Origin of the sequence: Actinomadura violacea (genome assembly GCF_017573465.1) — a bacterium.
GTDB lineage: Bacteria > Actinomycetota > Actinomycetes > Streptosporangiales > Streptosporangiaceae > Spirillospora > Spirillospora violacea.
In genome coordinates, this window is sequence record NZ_JAGEPF010000015.1 from 139446 (window position 1) to 164491 (window position 25046).

General features: G+C 73.2%; 23 protein-coding genes and 1 riboswitch. Of the genes, 9 read left to right on the forward strand and 14 right to left on the reverse strand.

From position 1 onward, the window contains the following. Positions 1–39 precede the first annotated feature (39 nt). Entirely contained in the window at positions 40–1053 is a 1014-nt protein-coding gene (locus tag J4709_RS24660; protein ID WP_208244170.1) for an AfsR/SARP family transcriptional regulator, read from the reverse strand. Positions 1054–1247: 194 nt separating this feature from the next. Here J4709_RS24660 and trxA point away from each other — a divergent pair, with 194 nt between their 5' ends. After that, entirely contained in the window at positions 1248–1613 is a 366-nt protein-coding gene (gene trxA / locus J4709_RS24665; protein WP_208244171.1) for a thioredoxin, read from the forward strand. Between the two features lie 18 nt (positions 1614–1631). On the opposite strand, the gene J4709_RS24670 is transcribed toward trxA, so the two are convergent. After that, entirely contained in the window at positions 1632–2117 is a 486-nt protein-coding gene (locus tag J4709_RS24670) for a cupin domain-containing protein (RefSeq protein WP_208244172.1), read from the reverse strand. A 36-nt stretch (positions 2118–2153) separates the two neighbouring features. Beyond that, positions 2154–3530 carry an NADP-dependent succinic semialdehyde dehydrogenase gene (locus tag J4709_RS24675; protein ID WP_208244173.1) on the reverse strand — a complete coding sequence of 459 codons (1377 nt, stop codon included), beginning with the start codon at positions 3528–3530 and terminating at the stop codon, positions 2154–2156. A 249-nt stretch (positions 3531–3779) separates the two neighbouring features. Between J4709_RS24675 and J4709_RS24680 the strand changes: the two genes are divergently transcribed. After that, the gene (locus J4709_RS24680; protein ID WP_208244174.1) at positions 3780–5048 is read left to right on the forward strand and encodes an MFS transporter; all 1269 of its coding nucleotides are present in this window, start codon (positions 3780–3782) and stop codon (positions 5046–5048) included. A 22-nt stretch (positions 5049–5070) separates the two neighbouring features. Here J4709_RS24680 and J4709_RS24685 read toward each other — a convergent pair whose 3' ends face one another. Beyond that, a complete protein-coding gene (locus J4709_RS24685; protein WP_208244175.1) occupies positions 5071–6060 on the reverse strand; it encodes a hypothetical protein in 990 nt (329 codons plus the stop codon). Positions 6061–6112: 52 nt separating this feature from the next. After that, on the reverse strand, positions 6113–6922 hold the full coding sequence (locus J4709_RS24690; RefSeq protein ID WP_208244176.1) for an acyl-CoA thioesterase: 810 nt from the start codon (positions 6920–6922) through the stop codon (positions 6113–6115). Positions 6923–7128: 206 nt separating this feature from the next. On the opposite strand from J4709_RS24690, the gene pgi reads away from it, so the two are divergent. Continuing rightward, on the forward strand, positions 7129–8760 hold the full coding sequence (gene pgi, locus J4709_RS24695) for a glucose-6-phosphate isomerase (RefSeq protein ID WP_232383998.1): 1632 nt from the start codon (positions 7129–7131) through the stop codon (positions 8758–8760). An 81-nt stretch (positions 8761–8841) separates the two neighbouring features. On the opposite strand, the gene J4709_RS24700 is transcribed toward pgi, so the two are convergent. The 6 genes from J4709_RS24700 to J4709_RS55720 form a co-directional block, all read right to left on the reverse strand. Then, positions 8842–9072, reverse strand: coding sequence for an EF-hand domain-containing protein (locus J4709_RS24700; RefSeq protein ID WP_208244178.1), 231 nt, complete (start codon positions 9070–9072; stop codon positions 8842–8844). Positions 9073–9118: 46 nt separating this feature from the next. Then, positions 9119–9862 (reverse strand): sugar isomerase domain-containing protein, encoded by a 744-nt coding sequence (locus J4709_RS24705; RefSeq protein ID WP_208244179.1) that lies wholly within the window; start codon positions 9860–9862, stop codon positions 9119–9121. Beyond that, positions 9855–10292: a PTS sugar transporter subunit IIA gene (locus J4709_RS24710; RefSeq protein WP_208244180.1), complete on the reverse strand. Its 438-nt coding sequence runs from the start codon at positions 10290–10292 to the stop codon at positions 9855–9857. The genes J4709_RS24705 and J4709_RS24710 overlap by 8 nt, the downstream gene beginning before the upstream one ends. Continuing rightward, entirely contained in the window at positions 10289–10591 is a 303-nt protein-coding gene (locus J4709_RS24715; RefSeq protein ID WP_173092523.1) for a PTS sugar transporter subunit IIB, read from the reverse strand. Before J4709_RS24715 ends, J4709_RS24710 begins: the two co-directional genes overlap by 4 nt. Positions 10592–10617: 26 nt before the next feature. Beyond that, a complete protein-coding gene (ulaA, locus tag J4709_RS24720; protein ID WP_208244181.1) occupies positions 10618–12051 on the reverse strand; it encodes a PTS ascorbate transporter subunit IIC in 1434 nt (477 codons plus the stop codon). Positions 12052–12146: 95 nt separating this feature from the next. Then, on the reverse strand, positions 12147–12878 hold the full coding sequence (locus J4709_RS55720) for a GntR family transcriptional regulator (protein WP_208244182.1): 732 nt from the start codon (positions 12876–12878) through the stop codon (positions 12147–12149). A gap of 186 nt (positions 12879–13064) precedes the next feature. On the opposite strand from J4709_RS55720, the gene J4709_RS24730 reads away from it, so the two are divergent. Next, positions 13065–14414, forward strand: a complete 1350-nt coding sequence (locus J4709_RS24730; protein ID WP_208244183.1) for a hypothetical protein — start codon at positions 13065–13067, stop codon at positions 14412–14414. Between the two features lie 7 nt (positions 14415–14421). Here J4709_RS24730 and J4709_RS53555 read toward each other — a convergent pair whose 3' ends face one another. After that, positions 14422–14856: a peptidase inhibitor family I36 protein gene (locus J4709_RS53555; RefSeq protein WP_208244184.1), complete on the reverse strand. Its 435-nt coding sequence runs from the start codon at positions 14854–14856 to the stop codon at positions 14422–14424. A 141-nt stretch (positions 14857–14997) separates the two neighbouring features. On the opposite strand from J4709_RS53555, the gene J4709_RS24740 reads away from it, so the two are divergent. The 5 genes from J4709_RS24740 to J4709_RS24760 all read left to right on the forward strand — a co-directional run bounded on the left by J4709_RS24740 (position 14998) and on the right by J4709_RS24760 (position 22260). Then, positions 14998–16077, forward strand: coding sequence for a hypothetical protein (locus tag J4709_RS24740; protein WP_208244185.1), 1080 nt, complete (start codon positions 14998–15000; stop codon positions 16075–16077). 146 nt (positions 16078–16223) lie between these two features. Further along, positions 16224–17177: an ABC transporter ATP-binding protein gene (locus J4709_RS24745; RefSeq protein WP_208244186.1), complete on the forward strand. Its 954-nt coding sequence runs from the start codon at positions 16224–16226 to the stop codon at positions 17175–17177. Beyond that, complete coding sequence (locus J4709_RS24750; protein ID WP_208244187.1) at positions 17174–18547, forward strand: ABC transporter permease; 1374 nt, start codon at positions 17174–17176, stop codon at positions 18545–18547. Before J4709_RS24745 ends, J4709_RS24750 begins: the two co-directional genes overlap by 4 nt. Positions 18548–18550: 3 nt before the next feature. Next, positions 18551–21346 (forward strand): bifunctional YncE family protein/alkaline phosphatase family protein, encoded by a 2796-nt coding sequence (locus J4709_RS24755; RefSeq protein ID WP_208244188.1) that lies wholly within the window; start codon positions 18551–18553, stop codon positions 21344–21346. Between the two features lie 77 nt (positions 21347–21423). Then, entirely contained in the window at positions 21424–22260 is an 837-nt protein-coding gene (locus J4709_RS24760) for a metallophosphoesterase family protein (RefSeq protein WP_208244189.1), read from the forward strand. Between the two features lie 4 nt (positions 22261–22264). Here J4709_RS24760 and J4709_RS24765 read toward each other — a convergent pair whose 3' ends face one another. Together J4709_RS24765 and thiC are read right to left on the reverse strand one after the other, a co-directional pair. Then, positions 22265–22876: a TetR/AcrR family transcriptional regulator gene (locus tag J4709_RS24765; protein ID WP_307801510.1), complete on the reverse strand. Its 612-nt coding sequence runs from the start codon at positions 22874–22876 to the stop codon at positions 22265–22267. Between the two features lie 262 nt (positions 22877–23138). Continuing rightward, complete coding sequence (gene thiC / locus J4709_RS24770; protein ID WP_208244190.1) at positions 23139–24863, reverse strand: phosphomethylpyrimidine synthase ThiC; 1725 nt, start codon at positions 24861–24863, stop codon at positions 23139–23141. Next, a riboswitch (TPP riboswitch) is annotated at positions 24859–24972 on the reverse strand. Its footprint overlaps the gene before it by 5 nt. Positions 24973–25046: the final 74 nt, after the last annotated feature.

Here is a 25046-nt window from a genome sequence, read left to right on the forward strand (position 1 = left end):
AACCGCCGGCCCCGGGACGAGCCGGGGCCGGCGGACGCGTCAGCGGGAGTCCAGAGCGCGCAGCAGCTCGCCCGCCGCGTCGTCGAGCGCGGCGATGAGCCTGCGCCCGGCGACGATGCTGTGGCACAGCGCGGCCCGCTCGGCGTCCTCCGCGGGCAGGTCGGCGTCCAGCGCGCGCATGAACCGTTCGAGCACCTCCGACGGGCGCACCGGCGGCGCGAGCGCCGGGTCGCCCGCGAGGATCGCCCGCTGCAGCTCCCGCAGGCCCGGGCCCGGGTCGAGCCCGGCCTCCTCGGCGAGGACGCGGCGGGCGCCGCGGAAGGCGCGCAGCGCGTCGGCCTGCCGCCCGGACCGGTACAGCGCCGTCATCAGCCGCTCCCACAGCTCCTCGCGCAGCGGGTGCCGCGCGGTCAGCGCGGACAGCTCCGGCACCAGCGCCGCGTGCAGGCCGAGCCGCAGCTCCGCGTCGATCCGGTCGCGCAGCGCCGCGAACCGGGCCTCGGCGAGCCGCTGCGCCTCGGCCCGCACCAGCGGGACGTCCGGGACGCAGGCGTAGGCGTCGTCGCCGCGCCACGCGGCGGCCGCCTCCCGCAGCAGCCGGGCCGCCCGCGCGTCGTCGCCCTCCCGGGCCGCCGCGCCGCCCTCCCGGACGAGCCGCTCGAAGGCGTGCGCGTCCAGCTCGCCGGGCCGCACCCGCAGCAGGTAGCCCGGCCCGGTCCGCGCGATGCGGTCCGGGTCGCCGAGCGCGCGGCGCAGCCGGTGCACGTACGACTGGATGTTCTTGGTCGCCGACTTCGGGGGCCCCTCGCCCCACAGGGCGTCGACCAGCGTCTCCAGCGCCACGGGCCGGTTCGCGCCGCACAGCAGCGCGGCCAGCAGCCCGCGCGCCTTGGGGGTGCCGAGCCGGACGGGCCCGGCGGCGCCGCGGGCCCGGACCGGCCCGAGCACCTCGAAACGGACGGCGGACCGCACCGCGCCCTCGCGGGCGCCCGGCCCGCCCGGAGCGGTGGTGTCCGCGCCGTTCGCTCTGACAAGGACTCCTGTACCCGACATGAGCCGCCTTCCAGGACGGGATGAGCCTCGTCCTGGACCGTAATGAACACCGATTTCGTCTCGCTTACACGGCGCCCTGACAAGCCCGTGCGGTCGTAATCGCCGGGCCGCGAGGGGCGCGCGCGGCGGTGGGGGAATCGCCGTGCCGGGGCGGGTGTTGCCGTAGCTGTAAGGACCCGGAGAGGAGAACGGTAATGGCAACGAAGGCCCTGACGCGCGAGACGTTCGACGAGACCGTCGGCGGGGACGGCATGGTCCTGGTCGACTTCTGGGCGTCCTGGTGCGGGCCGTGCCGGCAGTTCGCCCCCGTGTACGAGCGGGTGTCGGAGAAGCACCCCGACGTGGTGTTCGCCAAGGTCGACACCGAGGCCGAGCAGGACCTCGCGGCGGCCTTCCAGATCAGCTCGATCCCGACGCTGATGGTCGTCCGGGACCGGGTGGTGCTGTACTCGCAGCCGGGCGCGCTGCCCGAGGACGCCCTTGAGGATCTCATCGCGCAGGCCCGCGCCCTCGACATGGACGAGGTGCGGCGCGAGGCCGAGGCCGCGAAGAGCGCCTGACCGCGCGCCCCGAGGACGTCAGGGACGGGCCTTGGTCCACTCGGGGCTGTCGAGGAAGTGGTTGTCGAACCGCTCCTGCGACTCCAGCAGCTCGTCCAGGGTCGCCTCGCCCGCGCCGAGGCGGCCGAGCAGCCGGAAGTAGTCGAACCGCTCGACGCCGGGCGTGATGACGATCAGCAGGTCGGCGGTGCTGCCGGGCTTGGCCGCGAACGCGTGCGCCATCCTCGGCGGCACCACGACCAGGTCGCCCTCGCCGGCCTCGAGCACCTGCTCGCCGGCCAGGATCTGCGCGGTGCCGCTCAGCATGTAGAACAGCTCGGTGGATCCCGCGTGGTAGTGGGGCGTCGCCCCGTTCCCGCCGTCCGCCAGCGTCACCCGCTGCGTGCTGAGCGCGCCGCCCGTGGTGCTGGAGTCGGCGAGGAGCCGCACCGCCGCGGGCACGTCCCCGATCGTCTCGGCCTCGTCCCCGCGGACCACCACCGCGCCCGGTTCGATGTGCGTCATCGCCCCCACCTCCGCGGTCACCCTAGCGCGTGGCGATCATGCCGCCCAGACCGTCTTGACGTTGCAGAAGGCGTGCATGCCCTGCGCGGACAGCTCGCGCCCGTACCCGGACCGCTTGACGCCGCCGAACGGCAGCTCCGGGTAGGACGTGGTCATCCCGTTGATGAAGACCTGCCCGGCGTCCAGCTCGCGGGCGAACAGCTCTCGCTCGCCCGGGTCTTGCGTCCAGGCGTTGGACCCGAGGCCGAACCCGGTCGCGTTGGCCAGCTCGACGGCCTCCTGCGCCCCGTCCACCCGGAACAGCGACGCCACCGGCCCGAAGACCTCCTCGTGGAACATCCGCATGTCCCGCGTCACCCCGCTGATCACCGTCGGCGGGTAGTACCAGCCGGGACGGTCCGGGCGCTCGCCCCCGCACAGCACGGTCGCGCCCTTGCCCACCGCGTCCGCGACCAGTTCCTCGACGTCGGCGCGGCCCTGCTCGCTGACCAGGGGCCCGACGTCGGTGCCGTCGTCCATCGGGTCGCCCACCTTCAGCGCCCGCATGTTCTGCACGAACAGCCGCTCGAACTCGTCGGCGCAGCCGCGGTCGACGATGAACCGCTTGGCGGAGATGCAGCTCTGCCCGTTGTTCAGGCACCGGGACGTGGCCGCCGCCTCCGCCGCGGCCGCTATGTCGGCCGACGGCATCACCACGAACGGATCGCTGCCGCCGAGCTCCAGCACCGTCGGCTTGATCTCGTCGCCGGCGATCGCGGCGACGGACCGGCCCGCCGGCTCGCTGCCGGTCAGCGTGGCCGCCTTGACCCGCGGATCGCGCAGCACCCGCTCCACCTTCGCCGACCCGATCAGCAGCGTCTGGAACGCGCCCTCGGGGAACCCGGCGCGGCGGAACAGGTCCTCCAGGAACAGCGCCGTCTGCGGGACGTTCGAGGAGTGCTTCAGCAGGCCCACGTTGCCCGCCATCAGCCCCGGCGCGGCGAAGCGGATCACCTGCCAGAGCGGGAAGTTCCACGGCATCACGGCCAGCACCGGCCCGAGCGGCTGGTAGTGGACGTAGGCGTCCCGGGCGCCCACCGCCTCGGGGTCGGCGGGACGGTCGGCGAGGAACTCCGCGGCGTGCGCGGCGTAGTACCGGCACGCCTTCGCGCACTTGCGCGCCTCCGCGATCGCCGCCTTGAGCGTCTTGCCCATCTCGGTGGTGAGCATCGCGCCGATCTGCTCGGCCTCGTCGTCGAGGATCCGGGCGGCGGCGTTCATCCATTCGGCGCGGCGCCCGAGGTCGGTCGTGCGGTACGCGGCGAACGTCTCGGCGGCCCGTGCGAGGCGCCGGTCGACCTCCTCGTCGGCCAGCTCGTCGAAGGTCTTCTCCACGTCCCCGGTCGCGGGATTGGTGGTGGCGATCGTCGTCATGTCGGGATGCTCCCTGGGTGTCCGCCTGTTCATCGGGGACGTGCCCGTGCGCCCTCCCTGGAAACACGGCGCCGGAAGGCCGCGCCGCGCGCGAGCCCCGGCGGCGCCGGGGCTGCGGGCCAGTTCGCCCTATCCAGGTCCTGACCTGGGCAAACGTGACATGGCTCATACACTTCTCTTGACCGGAACGTTCCATGGAGCCGGTGGCGTTTAACCCCCTTTGACAGTGCCTTTGAAGGGGAGAGATCCTTGGCGATCCCGGTGATGCTGCGCTCGCTGCGCCATCACAACTACCGGCTCTGGGCCACCGCGGACTTCGTCTCGATCACCGGGACGTGGATGCAGGTCCTCGCGATGAACTGGCTCATCCTGTCCATCACCCACTCGGCCACCAGCGTCGGGCTGGGCCTGGTCCTGCAGGCCCTGCCCACCATGCTGCTCGGCCCGTGGGGCGGCGTGATCGCCGACCGGCTCCCCGCCCGCTACGTGGTGGCCTCCGGGCAGATCGCGCAGGCGGCGCTGTCCACCGTGCTCGCGGTGATCGCCGCCGGCGACCCGTCCGGCACCGGCGGCCTCTACGCGATCTCGCTGGCGTCCGGCATGGTCACCGCGATGACCTCGCCCGCGCTCGGCCGCTTCGGCGCCGAGGTCGTCGGCCCCGAGGACCTGTCCAACGGCCTGGCGCTCGGCTCGGTGCTGAGCTCCGGCGGCCGGATCCTCGGCATGAGCCTCGCCGGCGTGATCATCCCGCTCGCCGGAGTCCCCGGCGCGTTCGCCGCCAACGCCGTGAGCTTCCTCGGCGTGCTCGTCGCGATCGGGCTGATGCGCACCAAGGAGCTGCACGTCCTGCCGCCCGCCAAGCCGGGGGAGCGCGGCATCGTCGCCGGGTTCCGGTACGTGCTCGGCAACCCCCGCCTGCTGATCATGTTCGGGCTCGCCTTCGCGCTCGGCAGCCTCGGCCGCAACTACCAGGTGACCATGGCCGCGATGAGCCAGGGCCCGCTGCACGGCGGCGCCGGCGGCTACGGCGCCCTGTCGGTGCTGTTCGCCGTCGGGACCGTCCTCGGCGGCGTGTACGCCGCGTCCCGCGCCCGGCTCCCGATCCGGCTGCTGGTGATCACCGCGACGATCTGCTCCGTCGGCCAGCTGCTCAGCGGCGGCGCGCCGAACCTGGCGCTGTTCGGCGCCGCGATGCTGCCGATCGCGGCCGGCGCCGTCGTCCTGGACACCACCGTCGCCACCCGCGTCCAGCTGGACAGCCCCGGCCACCTGCGCGGCCGCGTCATCGCCGCGCAGGGCATGGTCGGCGCCGCGTCCGGCGCGGTCGGCGGCCCCGCGCTCGGCGCGCTCTGCGACACCCTCGGGCCCCGCACCGCGCTCGTGCTCGCCGGGACCGTCTGCCTGGCCGTCGCGCTCGCCGCCGCCTACGGCTTCGCCCGCGTCCGCCGCGCCCGTCCCGGGACCGCCGCCGCGACCGCCCCTGCGCCGGCCCCGGCCCTGGCCGCCGCCGAGGCCTGACCGCCTCGCGCGCCGGGCTCCGTCACGTTCCCGCCGCCGGCCGGGCGCGCAGGCCGGCGGCGGCACGGAGCACCGACTCCCATTCGCCGGGGGAGGCGTCCACCGGACGGTGCGCGGTGAAGCGCGGGTTCAGCTCGACCCGCCGGTCCCCGGCGACCTCGTCGACGAAGTCCAGCATCCGCCGTACCGGGTCGTCGCCGCGCCGCGCGCCGAGCGCGGCGACGACCTCGTCCAGAGCGGCGGCCAGGTCGACGCGCGGAGCGGTGACGGTCCCGCCGCAGCGGACGAGCTGCTCCTCGTAGCGGTCCTCCCAGAACTCCACGCGCCATCCCGGCCACAGCCCGCCGAGCGCGGGCACCAGGCCCGTGCAGGAATCGCGGATCCAGACGCCCGCCGTCCGAGCGCCGGCGTCCACGTGGAGACCGCCGGCCGGGATCTCCGGCAGGTCCAGCCGGGCGAGCCCTCCGGCGGGCAGCCGGTCCAGCAGCGCGGGCCCCTGCCAGCCGGTGTGCACGAACCACCCGAGCGGGTAGGCGGTGCACCCCTCCGGCGTCCGGACGGTGAGGAGATGGATCTCGTCGTCGAGTTCGGCGATGGTCTCGTCCGGCAGGAACCGCTCGTCCTCATCGGGCTCGCGCACGGCCGACCGGTCGAGACCGGCCGCCGCGGCGAGGTCGCCGGCGCCGTCGTAGGCCCAGCGGACCGTCCAGCCCGGCCACGTCGCCTCCAGCAGCGCCAGGAACGCGCGCTTGCACGGCAGGTCCTGCATCAGCTGATCGCCGTAGAACACCAGCCGCCGCGCGGTGCGGTCGACGACGGCGCCGCCCTCGGCCCAGACGTCGTCCAGCCAGTCGTTCTCCGGGTCGTCGCAGCGGTGCTGCGCGGCGATGAACCGGGCGGCCGGGGCCGGGCCCGCGACCAGTGCCGAGCACACCACGTCGGCGCCCCAGTGGGAGTAGTGCAGGCGCACCCGGCTGGCATCGATCAGCACGAAGTTGGCGCGGGCCCCCATGGGCGGTGACGGTACGCTCCGCGGCCCCCGCTTCCCAGCGGTTTTCGGGGGGTCAGCCGGTGGCGGGGCGCAGCAGGGCCTCTTGGGCGATGGACGCGACGAGCGTGCCGTCCGCCGTGTGGAGCGTTCCGCGCGCGAGGCCCCGCGCACCGTGGTTCGTGACCGGTTCCGCCGAGAACAGCAGCCACCGGTCCGCGCGCGGCGGGCGGTGGAACCACATCGCGTGGTCCAGCGTGACGGCCGTCGCGAGGCGCTTCGGCGAGCCGGGCGCGCGAGCGCTGCTCACCATCCCCATGTCGGACAGGTAGGCCAGCAGGCAGGCGTGCAGCGCCGGATCGTCGCCGACCGGCCCGTCCGTCCGGATCCAGAACGGCTGCGGCACCGGGAACCCGTCCTCGTCCGGCGGGTCCACCACGCGGACCTCGAAACCGTCCGGATGCCGGGAGAACCCGGGCGGCACCCAGTGCGCCGGCAGGTCCTCCGGGGCCGGCGTCCCGGACGGGCCCGGACGCTGCCAGTCGTAGCCGTCCTCCGGCCCGTGGAACGAGGCGATCAGCTCCAGGAGGGGCTTGCCGCCCTGGCTCGCGGTGACGTGCCGGGTGGAGAACGAGCGGCCGTCCCTGGTGCGGGCCACCTCGAAGCGCAGCGGCTTCTCGGGGGCGCCCGGCCTGATGAAGTAGGCGTGCAGCGAGTGCGGCGGCCGTCCGTCCGCGGTCCGGCACGCGGCCCGCAGCGCCTGCGCGGCGACCTGGCCGCCGAACAGCCGGGGCCGCCCCACCGGCGGAGATTCCGCCGCGAAGACGTCCCCGCCGAGCGCGGTGAGGTCGAACAGCCGCGTCATGCCCTGCGGGGCGTCGCCCATGAACCCTCCCGAGACCGTCCGGCAGGCTATCGCGCCGACCTTATCCGCGCGGCAGGACGAACCGGTCATCCGGGTGGGAACACTCCGCGGTTGGGGAGAGCGTTGCGAGCGCCGCGCGCCGCCGACCTATGATCGCCGTGGGGGACGGCGCAGCGCCCGGGGGCCGTCGGCGCTCGCCCGGTCCCGCCGAGGAGATGAGAGAGGCAATGGCTGATATCACCGAGGCGCCCGAGTGGACGGCGCTGGCCGAGCACCAGGCGGCGCTGGCGGGGCGGAACCTGCGCGAGCTGTTCGCCGGGGACCCGGGACGCGTCGAGCGGATGACCGTGACCGCCGGGGACCTCTGCCTGGACTACTCCAAGCACCGCGCGACCGAGGAGACGCTGCGGCTGCTGGTGGCGCTGGCGGAGCGGGCCGGGCTGCGCGACCGGATCGCGGCGATGTTCTCCGGGGAGCACATCAACGTCAGCGAGGACCGCGCCGTCCTGCACACCGCGCTGCGGCTGCCGCCGGGGGAGGCGCTGACGGTGGACGGCCAGGACGTCGCCGCCGACGTGCACGCCGTCCTGGACGAGATGTCCCGGTTCGCCGAACGGGTCCGCTCGGGGGAGTGGACGGGCTTCAGCGGCAAGCCCATCACCACCGTCGTCAACATCGGCATCGGCGGCTCCGACCTCGGTCCCGCGATGGCCTACGAGGCGCTGCACGACTACGCGGACGCGGGGATCTCCTGCCGGTTCGTCTCCAACATCGACCCGGCCGACATCCTCGGCAAGCTCGCCGGGCTGGACGCCGAGCAGACGCTGTTCGTCATCAGCTCCAAGACGTTCGGCACGCTGGAGACGCTCACCAACGCCAAGGTCGCGCGGCAGTGGCTCATCGACGCCCTCGGCGACGCCAAGGCCGTCTCGCGGCACTTCGTCGCGGTGTCGACCAACGCCGAGCGCGTCGCGGAGTTCGGCATCGACACCGACAACATGTTCGGGTTCTGGGACTGGGTCGGCGGCCGCTACTCCTTCGACGGCGCGATCGGCCTGTCGCTGATGATCGCGATCGGCGGCGAGGGCTTCCGGGAGATGCTGGCCGGCTTCCGCGCGATCGACGAGCACTTCCGCACCGCGCCGTTCGAGGCGAACATGCCGGTCCTGATGGGCCTGCTCGGCGTCTGGTACACCGACTTCTTCGGCGCGCAGACCCGCGCGGTGCTGCCCTACAGCCAGCGGCTGGCGCGCTTCCCCGCCTACCTGCAGCAGCTGACGATGGAGTCCAACGGCAAGTCGGTGCGGGCCGACGGCGCGCCCGTCGTCGCGCAGACCGGCGAGATCTTCTGGGGCGAGCCCGGCACCAACGGCCAGCACGCCTTCTACCAGCTGCTGCACCAGGGCACCCGGCTCGTCCCGGCGGACTTCATCGGGTTCGCCGAGCCGTTCGAGGACCGGGCGGGCATGCACGACCTGCTCACCGCGAACCTGCTCGCGCAGACGTCGGCGCTGGCGTTCGGCAAGACCGCCGACGAGATCGCCGCCGAGGGGACCCCGGCCGCGGTCGTGCCGCACAAGGTGATGCCGGGCAACCGGCCGACCAGCACGATCCTGGTCCCCAAGCTCACCCCGAAGACCCTCGGCGAGCTTGTCGCCCTCTACGAGCACATCGTGTTCGTCGAGGGGACGATCTGGGGCATCGACTCCTTCGACCAGTGGGGCGTCGAGCTGGGCAAGGTGATGGCGCAGGACCTCGCGCCCGCGCTCACCTCCGAGGAGCCGCCCACGGACGCGCCGGACGCGTCCACCGCCGCGCTCGTGCGCAGGTACCGCGAGCTGCGCGGCCGCCGGGTCTGACGGCGCGAACGGAACGGGCCCGCCGGTGCGTCCGGCGGGCCCGTTCCGTTCGCGTCCGGGCTCAGGCGTTCGCGTCCGGGCTCAGGCCCAGCCCTGGTCCTCGAGGATCGCCCGGTACTCGGCGTAGGAGATGAACCCGTCGAGGTTGGCGTCGGCCTTCTCGAACCTGTCCTGCGTCTCCGCGCGCGTCCACGACAGCCCGAGATGCTCCAGGACGAGCGTGAACTCCATCAGGTCGAGCCGCTCGTCGTTGCCGAGGTCCGCCTTGGTGAACACGGCGAGAAGGTCGTCCTCGGTCGGCCTGGTGGTCATGCGCTCCCCCTGAACTGGTCCGCTATGCCACGCATCATAGACGCGATCATTCGCCGCCGGTCAGCTCGGGGACGCGGTGCCGGTAGCGCTCGATGAGCGCGGTGTTCCGCTCGTCGCCGCCCGGCACGTTCGCGCTCGTCCACCGGGGCGGGTCCGCGCCGCGGGCGGCGGCGAGGTCGTCCAGGTCGGCGAGGATCCGCGACCACGCGTAGGCGGCGAGGATCGTGGAGACCGCGGCGGTCCGCGGCGCCTCCGGCGGGTGCAGGACGTCGCCGGGCGGCACCCGGGTGTCCACGACGATCGCGGCGTGGTCGGCGAGCGTCGTCGCGGCCCGGGCGGCGGCGCCGTCCGCGGCGCGGGCCGAGGTCACCGCGACCACCGGGACGTCCCGGGCCGCGCACTCCGCGGCGATCTCCACCGGGTACGGGTTGCGGCCGCTGGTGGAGAACACGACGGCGACGTCCGGCGGGGCGGGCGCGGCCTCCTTGACGACGGCGCGGCCGACGCCGGTGCGCCGCTCGGCGCGGGTGCTGCGCACGGCGTCGTCCAGCGGGAGCACGTCGGGCGCCCAGATCGGGCGGACGGCGGCGAGCCCGCCGGCCCGGTAGAACGTCTCGCACACCATCACCAGCGAGTGCCCGGCCCCCGCGACGTGCACGATCCCGCCCGCCTGGACGGCGTCGAGCAGCAGCGCGGCGGCCGCGCCGATCGCCTCGCCGGACGCGGCGTCGAGGTCGTCGAGCAGGGCCCGCACCCGGCCGGGGAGCGGCAGCCGGGCTGCGTCAGGCATCGGGCACGGCCTCCTTGAGCGCGCGGGCCAGGTCCTCGCGGCCGGGCGCGGCGCGCAGCCGGCCGGCGAGCCCGCCCGACAGCGACCGGGCGAGCGCGGCGAGCGTGCCGACGTGCGCGTCCGGGTCCGGGGTGCAGAACGCCAGCAGCAGGTCGACCGGGTCGTTGTCGGGATGCCCGAACTCCACCGGCGCGGCCAGCCGCGTCACGCCGACCCCGACGGCCAGGCCGCCGTCCTCCGGGCGGGCGTGGACGAGCGCGAGGCCCTTGGTCAGGACGATGTACGGGCCGTTCTCCTCGACGACGCGCTCGCACGCGGCCGGATAGCCCTCGCCTGCGGCGCCCGCGGCGACCAGCGCGGCGGCGGCCTCGCGGACGGCCTCTCGCCAGTCCCGGGCGGCGACGTCGTCGTTGGCGGCGATGACGGTCACGGCAGCCACCCCTGCTCGGTCAGCCGCTCCTTCAGCTGCGCCGCGAGGCCGTCCTTGTCGAGGAAGTCGCTGATCGTGATGACGACGGGCGCGAGGTCGGCGATCTCGCCGGTGTGCATGCCCTGCCCGATCACCACGTCCGGGGACATGCCCCGCGCGGACGACACGTCGGTGTTCTCCACCCGGGCGTCCACGCCGAGCGAGCTCAGCGCGTCCTCGGCGGTCATCTTCAGCATCAGGCTGGAGCCCATCCCGACCCCGCACACCGCGAGGACCTCCAGCCGCCTGTCCAGTGCCATATCCGTTTCCCTCCGTTGCAGGTCGTTCACGCCTTGGCGGCGGCGGTGCCGGCGGCCGCGGGCTCGCCCTCGGTGACGGCGCGGCGCTTCTCGGCGCGGCCGAGCAGGACCAGGGTGACCACGGTCGCGGCGAGCGCGATGACGGGCACGAGCCACACCGACCCCTTGCCGATGACCGGGTCCGTCGCCTTCAGCAGCCACCCGATCGCGAACCAGTCGGGGTCGGCGAGCGTGGACAGCTCCGGCGCCGTCTTCTCGTACAGGCCCCAGGTGAAGCCCTGGCCGACCGCCAGGATCAGGCCGGAGATCACCCCGCCGAGGACGGCGCCGCGCCAGCCCGCCACCACGTTGCCGAACAGCCCGGCGGCGCCGCCGACGAAGAACAGCATGATCATGGGCGGGGCGAGGGTGAACCAGCCGGCCGCCGCGGACACCGCGAGGCAGATCAGGAACACCACCGTGGACGTCACGAACCCGAGCATGACCGCGGTCGGCGCGACGGGGAAGACGGTCGGCGCGTCCAGCGCGGGCCGGGTGCCGGGGATGACCCGGTCGCTGAAGCCCTTGAACGCCGGGACGATCTCGCCGAGGAACATCCGGACCCCGTACAGCAGGATCGCGATGCCGCCCGCGAACCGCAGCCCGACCAGCAGCCCCCACACCCATGGGGACAGCTTGTCGTCCATCTCGGCGGCGGCCTTGGCCACCACGCCGTGGTCGGCGAACGCGACCCCGAGCAGCATGATCACCGAGATGATCAGCGCGGTGCTGATGTTCACGTCCTTGAAGAACGACAGCTGGCGGGGCAACGTCAGCTTCTCGGTGTCGTGCTTGTCCCGGCTGCCGAGCGGACGGGCGGCGTAGCCGGTGATGAGGCAGGCCAGCGAGCTGGTGTGCGCGTACCCGAACCGGTCGTCCGGCATGACGCGGCGCATCAGCGGCCGCATCCACAGCGGCTGCAGCGTCCAGTACGCGGCGACGAACCCGGCGCCGCACAGCACCAGCGTCAGCTGGTTCGCGCCCGGCGCGATCGTCACCAGCGACGCGACGGTCACCGTGCTGACCCAGAACATCAGGTGCCCGGTCAGGTACAGGTACCGCGCGGCGGGGAACAGCCGCACGATCAGCACGTGCACGAGGAACGCCACCGTGATCACCAGTGCGATCGTCCCGCCCTGCTCGGACAGGAAGTCGGTGAGCGAGTGGTCGGCGTGCGGCGGCGTGGTGCCCATCGCGCTCGCCAGCACCGTCTGGAAGCTGGAGAGCCCGCCGGTGAACACGTCCACGCCGATGAACAGGATCACCACGCCGATCGTGGCGCGCAGCGCGCCCGCGACGACGTCCTCCGCCCGTTTGCGCTGCAGGATCAGCCCGGCGAGCGTGATGAGCCCGATCAGGATCGGGACCTGGCCGAAGACGTTGTTCGCCAGGAACGTGAGGATGTCCTTGATGACGCCCATGGTGAAGTCGCCTCACTTCTCGGGGTGGGTCGCGCGCTGTAGCCCCGACAGCGCGGATGGACGGTCGTGGCCCCGGACGCGCGCCGGGGGAGCGGTCAGTGGGACGGCGGGCGCAGGTCGAGCTCCAGCCGGTACCGGTCGCCCCGGTAGAGGGACCGGACGTACTCCAGCGGCCGCCCGTCCTCGTCCCGCGTCACCCGCTCGAACAGGAACGCCGGCGTGTGCACGGGGACGTCCAGCTCGGCGGCCTCCTCCGCGGTGACGACGGTCGGCTCGATCGTCTCGGTGCCCGAGGCGATCACGATGCCGGCGCCGCGCAGCAGGTCGTAGAACGACCGGCCCTCCAGGACGTCCCGGCGCAGCCCGGGCATGAGCGCCCGGGGCAGGTAGAGCGTCTCGATGGCCATCGTCGCGCCGTCCGCCAGCCGCAGCCGCCGAATGGTAAATACCTCTTCGGCCGGGGACAGGGCCAGCCGCCTGCCGATCCGCGCCCCCGCGGTCTCGGTGCGGAACGACAGCACGCGGCCGCCCGGCTTCATCCCCCGGCGGATCATGTCCTCGGTGAACGAGGTCATGGTGAGCGGGACCGCGATCCGCGGTTCGGCCACGTAGGTGCCGCTTCCGTGCCGCCGTTCGAGCAGGCCCTCCGCGACGAGGCCGTCCACGGCCTGCCGTAACGTGGGCCGGGAGACGCCGAGGTCCTCGACCAGCCGGCGTTCGGAGGGCAGCGCGTCACCGGGCTCCAGGCCGTCGAGCATGGCGAGCAGCTCCCGGCGGACCGTCTGCCGCTTCGTGTTCCCGTTACGGCCCTCGCCGCCAGTCCGCACGCCTTCACCTCTCTAAGGATCCGATCCCGTCGTCGCACACGCTACGTCCCATTATGGCGACTGGTCAATACCACTTTGTCGATGTTTGCCATGGCGGTCCGCGCGCACCCGGCCTAGCGTCACCGAAGATCGTCCTGACATCGGCGGAGCGCCGCGCCCGGACGGCGCGGCGGGGGAGGCGGCGAGATGAACCGGTGCGTTCGCGCGGGCCTGGCGTTCGCGGTCCCGCTCGTGCTGTCCGCGACCGCGGGCACGGCGGCGGCCGCGGACAGGGGAACGACCGAGGCGGACGGCGGGCCGCCGGGGACCCGGCCCGGCTGGCGGCTCGTCGCGGCCGAGCCGTTCGACCGGCGCCTGGACGACGCGCGGGTGCCGTGGCGGCCCGACGACGACGGCCCCGCGAGCCCCTACGACGTCGACATGTACGACAACGACGGCGGCTACTTCACCGCCGTGGGCGGACCGGCTTTCCGCACGCAGCTCGCCAAGGTGCACACGTACCGCAAGTCCTTCGCGTTCGGCCGGCGCGGATGGCTCACCGCCGAGCTCGCCGCGCGCGACCGCGACGGGGACGGCAGGCCGGACGACCCGCCGACCCTGACCTCGCGGAACGGCGCCGCGGACCTCGACGAGCCCGACTACCGCGGCGGCGTCGTCATCCGGTCGACGCGGGACCTGCCCGCCGAGTACCGGGTCGAGATGACGCTGCGCGGCCTGGACTTCGGCGGCGAGCGCGGCGGCTCGTGGGACTATCCCGACGGCCGGATCAACGGCTACGCGCCGGGCGGCTGCAAGACCGTCTTCCCGTGGACGTCGGGCGGCGACTTCTCCCGGCCCGAATGCGCGTGGCCGGACGCCCGCACCGACTCCAACGGCTTCTACTACATGTCGATCATGGATTACCGGCGGGTCGCGCCGCACAACAACGTGTTCGTCCACGCGCACCGGAAGGTGGCCATGGACGGATACAACAGGTACAAGTACACAGGCTCGGGGCTCAAGTACTGCAACCCCGCCACCAAGCGGTACGAGCCGTACTCCGCCGGGACCGGAAACGGCGTCAACGCCATCTTCATGACCGACGACCGCCGGTATCCGGCCATGCCGGGCACCGAATACCTGATGCAGAGCGAATGCGGCTTCGTGAAGGGCGGCGCGATCGTCTCGACGGTCGACCTGCGGCCGGAACTTCTGCCCGAGAACCCCTACACGTTCGCGATCGAGCGGCGCGCCGGGGCGTACACGATGGAGATGTCGGGCGTCTTCGCGCACGTGGGCCGCGCGACGTTCCGGTACACGCGCAAGTTCGTGCAGGACGGCGAGCCGATCTGGCACTACAACCAGCGGCCCGGCGAGTACGACGGCCGCTACGACGCGGACTGGACCTGGAAGGGACCCGGCGGCACCCTCGTCGACCGGCGCACCTGGCCGGCCGGGTCGGCCTATCCCGACCGGTTCATGATCGGTGACCCGCACATGAACTTCTACGAGGGCGCCGCCCGGGTCGACGACGTCCGCCTCTACGTCCCCCGGTGATCCGGCGTCAGCAGGGCTTCAGCGAACTGATCTTGTAGCCGAACGCGTTGGTGTTGCCTTTGGAGCCCACCAGCGGCTCCCGCTCGGCGGCGCGCTTGTCGCCCTTGTAGTGGGCGTCCTGGTACAGGCACCACCTGCGGCCGGTGCGGTTCCACGCCGACAGCACGTGGTCGTTGAGCCCTCCCTCCAGCTCGCTCAGGTCCCGCGCCTTGTGGGCGAAGGACAGGCGGGCGCCGCCGCCGTCCCTGTCGTGCCAGATGCACATCCGGCCGCGCGGGCAGGCGTCGTAGCCGGCCAGCGCCGGCGCCGACACCGACGCGGGCACCGACGCCGGCGCCGTCGCGATCGGGGGCGACGCCGACGCCGCCGCGGCCGGTGCTCCGGCCATCAGCGCCGACGCCGCGAGGACCAGGCCGGTCCGGGTTCCGATGCGCACTTCCACCGCCTTACTGTCACCTGCCGGTGACTTAAATGAGATGAGCCGATTACGTAGAGTAGTGCTCGGAAATGCCGGCGCGAGGCGGCATCGCCGCAGGTGAGGCAGATGTGGCCGGCACGTGACGCCGGCGGTGAGGGGACGACGGTGGCCGACGCTCCGGAAAGCGCGCGCGGTGTCCTGCTGGACTCGTTCGAGGGCGCCACCGACGACGCCAAGCTCACCCGGGCCCTGGCCTACGTGTCCCAGCAGACCTGCAAGCCCGCGATCGTGCTCGGCCAGCGCGCGATGGAGTTCAAGCAGACCCGCGAGGTCTTCGACGGTCTCGCCTTCACCGGCGTCATCAGCGGCAACGAGTTCCACTACAACCAGCGCGTGCGGATCAGCGTCCCGGGCTCGGGATGGCTCGCCCTGCCCAAAGGGCGGACCCGGGGGCTCTACATCGGCGACCTGAGCTTCGAGGGCGACTCCGGCACCACCTTCTTCACCGACCACGACCACACCGGCCCGGTGCTGTGGGCCTCGCATTTCGAGAACCTCGCGTTCAACCTCTTCAAGCACGTCATCTGGGGCGCGCACAACGCCGTCACGTTCTCCGGCTTCTGGGACGTCAACAACAGCTACGACACGCCGTTCAAGCTCTGGGGCTCCGACAACAGCTACTGGACGGACGGAATGCTGATCGACTCCCCGAAGATGGGAAGCGGCGACCGCTATCACGTGTGGCTGCCGAACGTCAGCAAGACCGTCGTCGGCCCCCTGTTCATCACGGCGCAGGCCAACGTCTGCGGGATCCGCCTCGACGGCGGCCGCGGCGTGGTCCTGGACGGCGTCCGCTTCGACGCGCAGGCCCAGGCCGGCCGTCCGACCTGGGGCAGCCAGCTGCTCATCACCGGCGGGAGGTTCGTCCGGGTCCGCGACTGCTGGTTCTACGGCGGCATGGCGCGGCCGGACTCGACCGGCCACTCCAGCGCCGCCCACGACAAGGGGATCGTGACGATCACCGGCGGCACCGGCATCGTCATCGAGAGCCCGATGTTCAGCGACGGCGACGGCGTCCAGCCGAACGCCACCGCACAGGGCGTCCCGCACGTCCACATCGGCGGCGGCTCGCGGATCCGGATCCGCGACATCCAGGCGAGCGGCGCGCCGGTCGTCCGGCGCGCGTCGTCCGTGCCCGCCGCGACCATCGTCACCGACCCGGACGTGACGGTGCCGGCCGGCTGACCCGCGAGCACCACCCGGCCCACCAGGGCCGGAACGCCGCGGCCCCTGCGCGTGGGTGATCATTCGCCCGCCGTTCGGCTGCGCGCCCCGTCGACGCCACTCGCGATCTCTAAGTTCCTGCGGCGGCGTCTAAGACGGGAACCGAAATGCGCAGAAGCAGGGTCGTCCGGGCTCGCGGCATCACGAAGTCGTTCGGCGACGTGGTCGCCCTCGACGGCGTCGACCTGGAGGTCGAGGCCGGGCAGGTCCACGGCCTGGTGGGCCCGAACGGCGCGGGCAAGACGACGCTCCTCGGCCTGCTGCTCGGCCTGGCGGTCGCCGACCGCGGCCGCCTGGAGATCCTGGGGGCGCCGGTCGGGCGGACGCTCGCCGTCCCCGACGGCGTCGCCGGGTTCGTGGACGGGCCCGGGCTCTACCCCTCGCTGACCGCGCGGCAGAACCTCACCGCCCTGGCGAGGCTGCGCGGGCACGACTCCGCCGCCGGCGTCGGCGAGGCGCTGGAGCAGGTGGGGCTCACCGACGTCGCCGACGACCGTGTCCGCGGCTTCTCCCTCGGGATGCGGCAGCGGCTCGGGCTGGCCGCCGCGCTGCTCACCCGGCCGCGGCTGCTCGTCATCGACGAGCCCGCCAACGGCCTGGACCCGGCGGGCAAGCGGCACGTGCACCGGGTCATCACCGGGCTCGCCGCGGACGGCGCCGCGGTCGTCATGTCGAGCCACCGGATGGACGACCTAGCCGCGCTGTGCCCGGAGGTCACCGTCCTCGCGACCGGGCGGGTCGTGTTCTCGGGGCCGGTCGGCAAGCTCGCCGCGGAGGTCGGCGACCTCGACCACCGGCTGCTGACCGCCGATCCGCCGGCCGCCCGCGAGGTGGCGTCGCGGACGCCCGGCCTGCGGGTCGTGCGGGACCCGCAGGCCGGGCCGGACGACGGCGCGCTCGTCGTCCGCGGGCCGGTGCAGGCCCTCGACGACCTGGTGGTGCGGCTCGTGGAGGCCGGTGTCGCGGTGCGCGGGCTGGCGCCCGTCGTCCCGCCGCTGGAAGCCGCCTTCCTGGCGCTGACCGGGACCGAGCCGCGCGAGACCGAGGAGGACCCCCGATGACCGCGACCACCGCCGAGACCCCGCCCGCCGCGGACGAGGCCAGGCCGGCGCCGCTGCCGCGCGGCTACCGCTTCGAGCTGGTCAAGCTGCTGTCGCAGTGGCGGATCCGGCTGGTCCTCGCCGCGTGCTGGATCGCGCCGGCGGTGTTCGTGGCCGCGGTGAGCATGCAGAGCTCGCTGCCGGCCGACACGGTCTTCGGCCGCTGGATGCACGCGTCCGGCTGGGCGGGGTCGCTGGTGGTGCTGGGCTTCTCCTGCACCTGGGCGCTCCCGCTGCTGACGTCGCTGGCGGCCGGCGACGTGTTCGCCGCCGAGGACCGGCTCGGCACCTGGCGCCACCTGCTGGTCGCGGTCCGCTCCCCGCGCCGGATCTTCGTGGCGAAGGCCCTCGCGAGCCTCACCGTGATCCTGGCGATGACCGCCGGGCTGGCCGTCTCGGGCATCGCCGGGGGACTGGCCGCGGCGGGCGGCCATCCGCTCGCGGGTCTCGACGGCCACATGCTGTCCTCCGGGGACGCGGCCACCACGGTGCTGCTCGCCTGGGGCTGCGTGCTCGCGCCGACGCTGGCGTTCGCGGCGGTCGGGCTGCTCGGCTCGGTGGCGCTCGGCCGGTCGCCGATGGGACTGCTGATGCCCGCGCTCCTCGCGCTCGGGCTGCAGCTCGCGCAGATGCTCCCGCTGCCGGTGGCGGTGCGGACGGCCCTGCCGGGCGAGGCGTTCCTCGCCTGGCGCGGCCTGTTCACCGCCCCGGCGCAGACCCGCCCGCTGCTCATCGGCATCGCGGTCGCGCTGGTGTGGGCCGTCGTCGCGACCGCGCTGGCCTACCGGCTGTTCCTGCGCCGGGACTTCACCGACCTGGCCTACGACGGGTCCGGACGCCGCGTCACCGTGCACGGGGTGCTGCCGCTGGCCCTCCTCGCCGTCCTCACGGTCGCGCTCGTCTCCTGGACGACCCCGGCGAGCGGGTCGGGGATCGACCGGGGCAAGCTCGAGGACTCCCTCGCCACCTCGTACGGGCACCTCTACCGGCTGCAGACCCGCGAGCTGCACCGTCCCGCCGTCACCGAGGCACAGCTGCGGACCACCGCGTCGTGCGACAAGGGCGGCGACCGCGTCGCCGACGAGGGTCCGGGCAACGACTGGCGGTGCGTCGTGACGTGGCACCTGCCCGGCGTGTCCTCCACGGGCACCGCCATCTACCAGCTCGACGTCACCGCGGACGGGCGGTACGTCGCCGACGGAGACGGCCCGAAGGAGGTGAACGGCTACTTCCAGGTGCGCACCTCGAGCGGGGATGCGCCCAACCCCCTGTGGCAGTTCGACGGGAACGTCGACCTGCTCGCCGGCCCCGCCAGTGCTCAGAAGGGTTAGTTCATGCATGTCAGACGTCAACGCCGGAGCCCCGCGGAGAACCGCTCCGGGGTGTTCCGCCGGCTCGGCGGCCGCCGGGTCCGGATCGTCGCGGCCGGTACCGCCGCGCTGGCCATCGCGGCGAGCGGGGGTGCCGCCTACGCGTCGACGCACGCGTTCGGCACTCGCAAGGTCGGCGACACGACCGGCCTCGGCACGGTGCTCGCCAGCGACCAGTTCAACAAGCCTCTCGGCGACCGGCTGCTCGTCGACAACGGGAAGCTGCTGTCCTCCACCGTCAGCCCGGACGGGCGCCATCTCGCGGCGCTGACCACCGACCGGTCCATCGCCCTGACGATCGTCGACCTGAAGGACTACAAGGTCCTTCAGCAGGCCGGCACCGCCGCGGACGCGGACCTGAAGATCGGCAACAACAACGTCGGGCAGGAGGGGCCGACGTACTCGCCGGACGGCAAGACCCTCTGGATGCCGCAGATCAACGGGTTCAGCCGCTTCCCGGTGAACGCCGACGGCACCGTCGGCGCCCCGGCGTTCATCACGATCCCGAACGACGGGGCGAAGCACCCGCTGCCCGCCCAGGCGGTGTTCTCCGCCGACGGCACCACCCTGTACGCCGCCGTCAACGGCCAGAACCGCGTCGTGGCCATGGACCCGGCCACCGGCACGATCAAGCACAGCTGGAGCGTTGGGAACGCTCCACGCGACCTGGCCCTGATCGGCGGCAAGCTCTACGTCAGCAACGAGGGCGGGCGTCCCGCGAAGGACGGCGACCAGACCCTCAACTCCTACGGCACCCAGGTCCCCGCCGACCCGAAGACGGGCGCCGCCACCACCGGAACGGTGAGCGTCATCGACGTGGGCGACGACGGCGGCTCGGTCAAGTCCATCGACGTGGGCCTGCACCCGACCGCCCTGCACGCCGCGAACGGGGTGCTGTTCGTCGCCAACACCGGCAGCGACACCCTCTCGGTCGTCGACACCTCGAAGGACACCGTCGTCCAGACCATCACGACGCAGCCGTGGCCGGGCGCGAAGGTCGGATACGAGCCCGACGGCGTCACCCTCACCCCTGACGGCCGCCTGCTGGTCACGCTCGGCCGCGCCAACGCGCTCGCCGTCTACCGGTACAAGAGCCCCAAGGACCCGGTCGGCTACGTCGGGCTGCTGCCGACCGACTACTTCCCCGAGAACGTGACGACGGCCGGCGGGCAGGTGGTCGTCACCAACCTGCGCGGCATCGGTGAGCGCGGCCCCGGGCGCACCATCGACAAGGGCGCCGGCACGTCGCCGGCCACCGGCCACAACACCCACGACTCGACCGGCACGCTGCTGCGCTTCAAGCTCCCGGACGACCGCCTCATCAGGGCCTACACGTCCCGGGTCTTCCAGCAGAACGGCTGGGACGCCGCGTCGCTCATCGGGCTGCGCACCGGCGGCCGCGCGCGGCCCGTGCCGGTCCCGGTCCGGCTCGGCGACCCGTCGACCATCAAGCACGTCTTCCTGCTCGTCAAGGAGAACCGCTCCTACGACCAGGTGTTCGGCGACGACAAGCGGGGCAACGGCGACCCTGCGCTCGCGCAGTTCGGCGAGAACGCGACACCGAACCAGCACGCCCTGGCCAGGCAGTTCGGGCTCTACGACAACACCTACGACATCGGCACCAACTCCGCCGAGGGCCACAACTGGCTGATGCAGTCCGACAACCCGGAGTACACCGAGTCGGGCGCCGGCGAGTACACGCGCAGCTACGACACCGAGGACGACGCGCTCGGCCACCAGCGCACCGGCACCCTGTGGAGCGGCGTCCAGGCGGCCGGCGGCACCGTCAAGAACTACGGCGAGTTCCTGCAGTTCGAGACCAAGCCGTCCGGCGCGACCTGGCAGCAGTTCTACTGCGACGCCAGGACCATGGCGGACACCGGCCAGAACACCGCCATCAAGACCGACTCGTCCTCGCCGATCCCGTCGCTGAACGACGTCACCGCGCATGACTACCCGAAGTTCGACACCAACATCCCGGACATCTACCGGTACGAGATCTGGAAGCGCCACTTCGACGCCGAGGGCCCGGCCTCCCTCAACATGTTCTGGCTGTCCAGCGACCACACCGGCGGCGCGCCGAACCCGATCGCGCAGGTCGCCGACAACGACCTCGCGGTCGGCCGGATCGTCGACCACATCTCGCACAGCAAGTACTGGAAGGACAGCGCGATCTTCGTCATCGAGGACGACACCCAGGACGGTGTCGACCACGTCGACGGCGCGCGCGGCCCGGTGCAGGTCATCAGCCCCTACGCCAACCATGGCAAGGTCGACGGCCACTACTACTCGCAGATCACGGTGGTCCGCACCATCGAGCAGATCCTCGGGGTCCGGCCGATGAACCAGAAGGACAGCGCGGCCACCCCGATGTTCACCGCCTTCAACAAGCGGCCCGACCCCACGCCGTTCACCGCCGTGCAGAACCGCGTCCCGCTGACCTACGGGCTCAAGACCCCGCCGGCCTGCGGCGACGATCCCGTCCCGACGGCCAAGACGTCGCTCGCCCCGGCCCAGTCGCCGACCCCGGCGGTGCCGGCGGGGGAGAAGGGCGTCGCGAACCTGTGGGACGCGTGGAACCGGCAGCAGCACCAGAACGACCAGAACCCGCAGCCCGACCGCGCCAACCCCGACCAGATGGACCACTACACGTGGTACCTGACCCACGGGTTCACCAAGCCGTATCCGGGTGAGAAGACGATCCTCACCCCGGCGGAGGTGCCCGGCCGCTACTTGCCGTCGCCCGACGCCGACGGCTGACCCGTCACCACGCACCGCAGGCGGCCCGCCGGGGGATCCCCGGCGGGCCGCGCCCGCTTTGCGCTTACGATCACGGCATGAGCGGTGTGTACGCGATCAGCGACCTGCACGTCGGGTTCCCCGAGAACCGCGACTTCGTCGAGGCGCTGGAACCGGAGGCCCCGGACGACTGGCTGATCGTCGCCGGCGACGTCGCCGAGCGGTTCGCCGACGTCGAGTGGGCGCTGGGCGCGCTGGCGAAGCGGTGGGACCGCGTCCTGTGGGTCCCCGGCAACCACGAACTCTGGACGATCAAGGACGACCCCGTCGCGCTGCGCGGCGAGGCCCGCTACCGGCGGCTCGTCGACATGTGCCGCGGCCTCGGCGTCCTCACGCCCGAGGACCCGTACCCGGTCTGGGACGGCGCGGACGGCCCGGTCACGGTCGCGCCGCTGTTCCTGCTGTACGACTACACGTTCCGCCCGGACGGCGCGTCCACCAAGGAGGAGGCGCTGGAGATCGCGCACGGGACCGGGGTCGTCTGCACCGACGAGGTCTTCCTGCACCCGGACCCGCACCCCACCCGGGACGCCTGGTGCGACGCGCGGATCGCCTACACCGAGGAGAGGCTCGCGGCCCTCGCGCCCGGCACCCGGACCGTCCTGGTCAACCACTGGCCGCTCGTCCGCGAACCGACCCGCGTCCTCTGGTATCCGGAGTTCGCGCAGTGGTGCGGCACCGAGCGCACCGCGTCCTGGCACTCGCGGTTCGGCGCCGTCGCCGTCGTGTACGGGCACCTGCACATCCCCCGGACGATCTGGACGGACGGCGTGCCGCACATCGAGGTCTCGGTCGGCTACCCGCGCGAATGGCGCAGGCACGGCGGCGAGCCGAAGGGACCGCGCCGCATCCTCCCCGTCCCGGTCCGGACCTGACGCCTCAGCCGCACCCGCCCGCCGCGTCGCCGACGGCGCCGGCCGCGCCGGGAGCGATGCCGGACGCGGCGAGGGACAGCAGGCGCTCCGCGGCGCCGGGCTCCCGCTCGGCGGCCGTCGCGATGCCGCCCGCGAGCTTCAGCACGTCCAGGAACGCGGCCCCGGCGGGCGCCTCGCCCGACTCCTGCGCGCGGGCGAACAGCGCCTCGCCCGCGTCCCGCATCGCGCGGCACGACCGGGACCCCGCCGGCCGCTCGGCCCGCAGCGACACCAGGACGGACGGCACCGTCCCCTGGAACTGCGACACGGCGGCGACGAACTCGCCCAGCCACGCCAGGAACGCCCGCCCGGGCTCCGGCGACCCCAGCAGCTCGCGGCCCCGGTCCGCGAGCGCGTCGTAGGCGTCGGCGAGCAGCGACTCCAGGAGGTCCTGCCGGGTGGGGAAGTGGCGGTAGAGGGTTCCGACGCCGACGCCCGCGAGCCGGGCGACCCCCTCCAGCGAGGCGCCCGCGCCGTCGCGGGCGAACATCTCGCGCGCGGCGGCGAGCAGCCGGGCGCGGTTGCGGCGGACGTCCGCGCGCGGCGCACGGGTGCGCGGCGTGTCGTCGCTGGTCACGTGGTTCCCCGGTCCTTCCCTGACGCATGCGCGACCGCGGCTCGGAGGGGTTGGTCCGCGGAGTTGGAACGTTCCCCGAAGTCTAGTCGCAGCGGGTCGCGCCCCCGCGGAGCAGGGATCCCGCACGGCCGGAGCCCGCCGCGGACACGAGGTCCGCGGCGGGCTCCGGTGGGGTGCGGAGGCGGCCCGTCCGAGGGCGACCCCGCCCGAGTGCGGCGCCGTCCAAAAGCGGAGGCGGCCGGAAGCCGGGCGGGGCCGCCGGTCAGGAGCCGCCGGGCGCCATCGGCAGGTAGACGCGCCCGCCCGCTGCGCGGAACTCGCCGGCCTTCTCCCGCATCCCGGCGGCGAGCGCGTCCTGCTCGGCGAGCCCGTGCTCGCCCGCGTACCGCCGGACGTCCCGGGTGATCTTCATCGAACAGAAGTGCGGCCCGCACATCGAGCAGAAGTGCGCCGTCTTCGCGGGCGCCGCCGGGAGCGTCGCGTCATGGAACTCCCGGGCCGTGTCCGGGTCGAGCGAGAGGTTGAACTGGTCCTCCCAGCGGAAGTCGAACCGCGCGTCCGACAGCGCGTCGTCCCACGCCTGCGCGCCCGGATGCCCCTTGGCCAGGTCGGCGGCGTGCGCCGCGATCTTGTAGGCGATCACGCCGGCCTTGACGTCGTCGCGGTCGGGCAGCCCGAGGTGCTCCTTCGGCGTGACGTAGCAGAGCATCGCGGTGCCGTGCCAGCCGATCATCGCGGCGCCGATCGCCGAGGTGATGTGGTCGTAGCCCGGCGCGATGTCGGTGGTCAGCGGCCCGAGCGTGTAGAAGGGCGCGCCGCCGCACCACTCCTGCTGCAGGTCCACGTTCTCCTTGATCTTGTTCATCGGGACGTGGCCTGGCCCCTCGTTCATCACCTGGTTGTCGTACTCGGCCGCGATCGCCGTCAGCTCGCTCTGCGTGCGCAGCTCGGCGAACTGCGCCTCGTCGTTGGCGTCGGCGATGCAGCCCGGCCGCAGCCCGTCGCCGAGCGACCAGGTGACGTCGTAGGCCGCGAAGATCTCGCACAGCTCCCGGAAGTGGGCGTAGAGGAAGTTCTCCTCGTGGTGCGCCAGGCACCACGCCGCCATGATCGACCCGCCGCGCGAGACGATGCCGGTCTTGCGCCGCGCCGTCATCGGGACGTACCGCAGCAGCACCCCGGCGTGCACGGTCATGTAGTCGACGCCCTGCTCGGCCTGCTCGATCACGGTGTCGCGGAAGACGTCCCAGGTCAGCTCGGCGGGGTCGCCGCCCACCTTCTCCACCGCCTGGTACAGCGGGACGGTCCCGACCGGCACCGGCGAGTTGCGCAGGATCCACTCGCGGGTGGTGTGGATGTCCCGGCCCGTCGACAGGTCCATGATCGTGTCGGCGCCCCAGCGGGTCGCCCACGTCATCTTCTCGACCTCGTCCTCGATCGAGGACGCCACGGCCGAGTTGCCGATGTTGGCGTTCACCTTCACCAGGAAGTTCCGGCCGATGATCATCGGCTCGGTCTCCGGGTGGTTGACGTTGGCGGGCAGCACCGCCCGCCCGGCGGCCAGCTCGCTCCGGACGAACTCCGGCGCCACGCCCTCGCGCAGCGCCACGAACTCCATCTCGGCGGTGATCTCCCCGCGCCGCGCGTACGCGCGCTGGGTCACCGCGCCTCCGGCCGCCCGGCGCGGGCGGCGGGGGAGCAGCCCGTCGGCGACGGGCGCGGCGCGGCGCCCGTCGTCCTCGGGACGCGCCGGCCGGCCCTCGTACGGCTCGGTGTCGCCGCGCTCGGCGATCCACGCCTCCCGCAGCGCCGGCAGGCCCTTGCGGACGTCGGTCTCGTGCTCGGGGTCGGTGTACGGCCCGGACGTGTCGTACAGGACGACGACATCGCCGTTGGTCAGCGGAACCTCCCGCATCGGGACGCGCATCCCCGGGCGCGAGCCCGGCAGGTAGGTCTTGCGGGCAGCTGGAACCACGGATTCGGTCATGACGACTCGATCTCTCCCTACGCCGGCATTACCCGGTCAGGTTCATGCGGTCAGCGGCCGTCCCAGCCGCTATCTCAGCCCGGTTCGCCGGGCCCCCGCGATCTGTCGTGGTCGACGGTAACCCGCCGCACCCCCGTTGCCGCAACCGCCTCCCGGGGGTTAGAACGCGCCCGCGCGACCGGG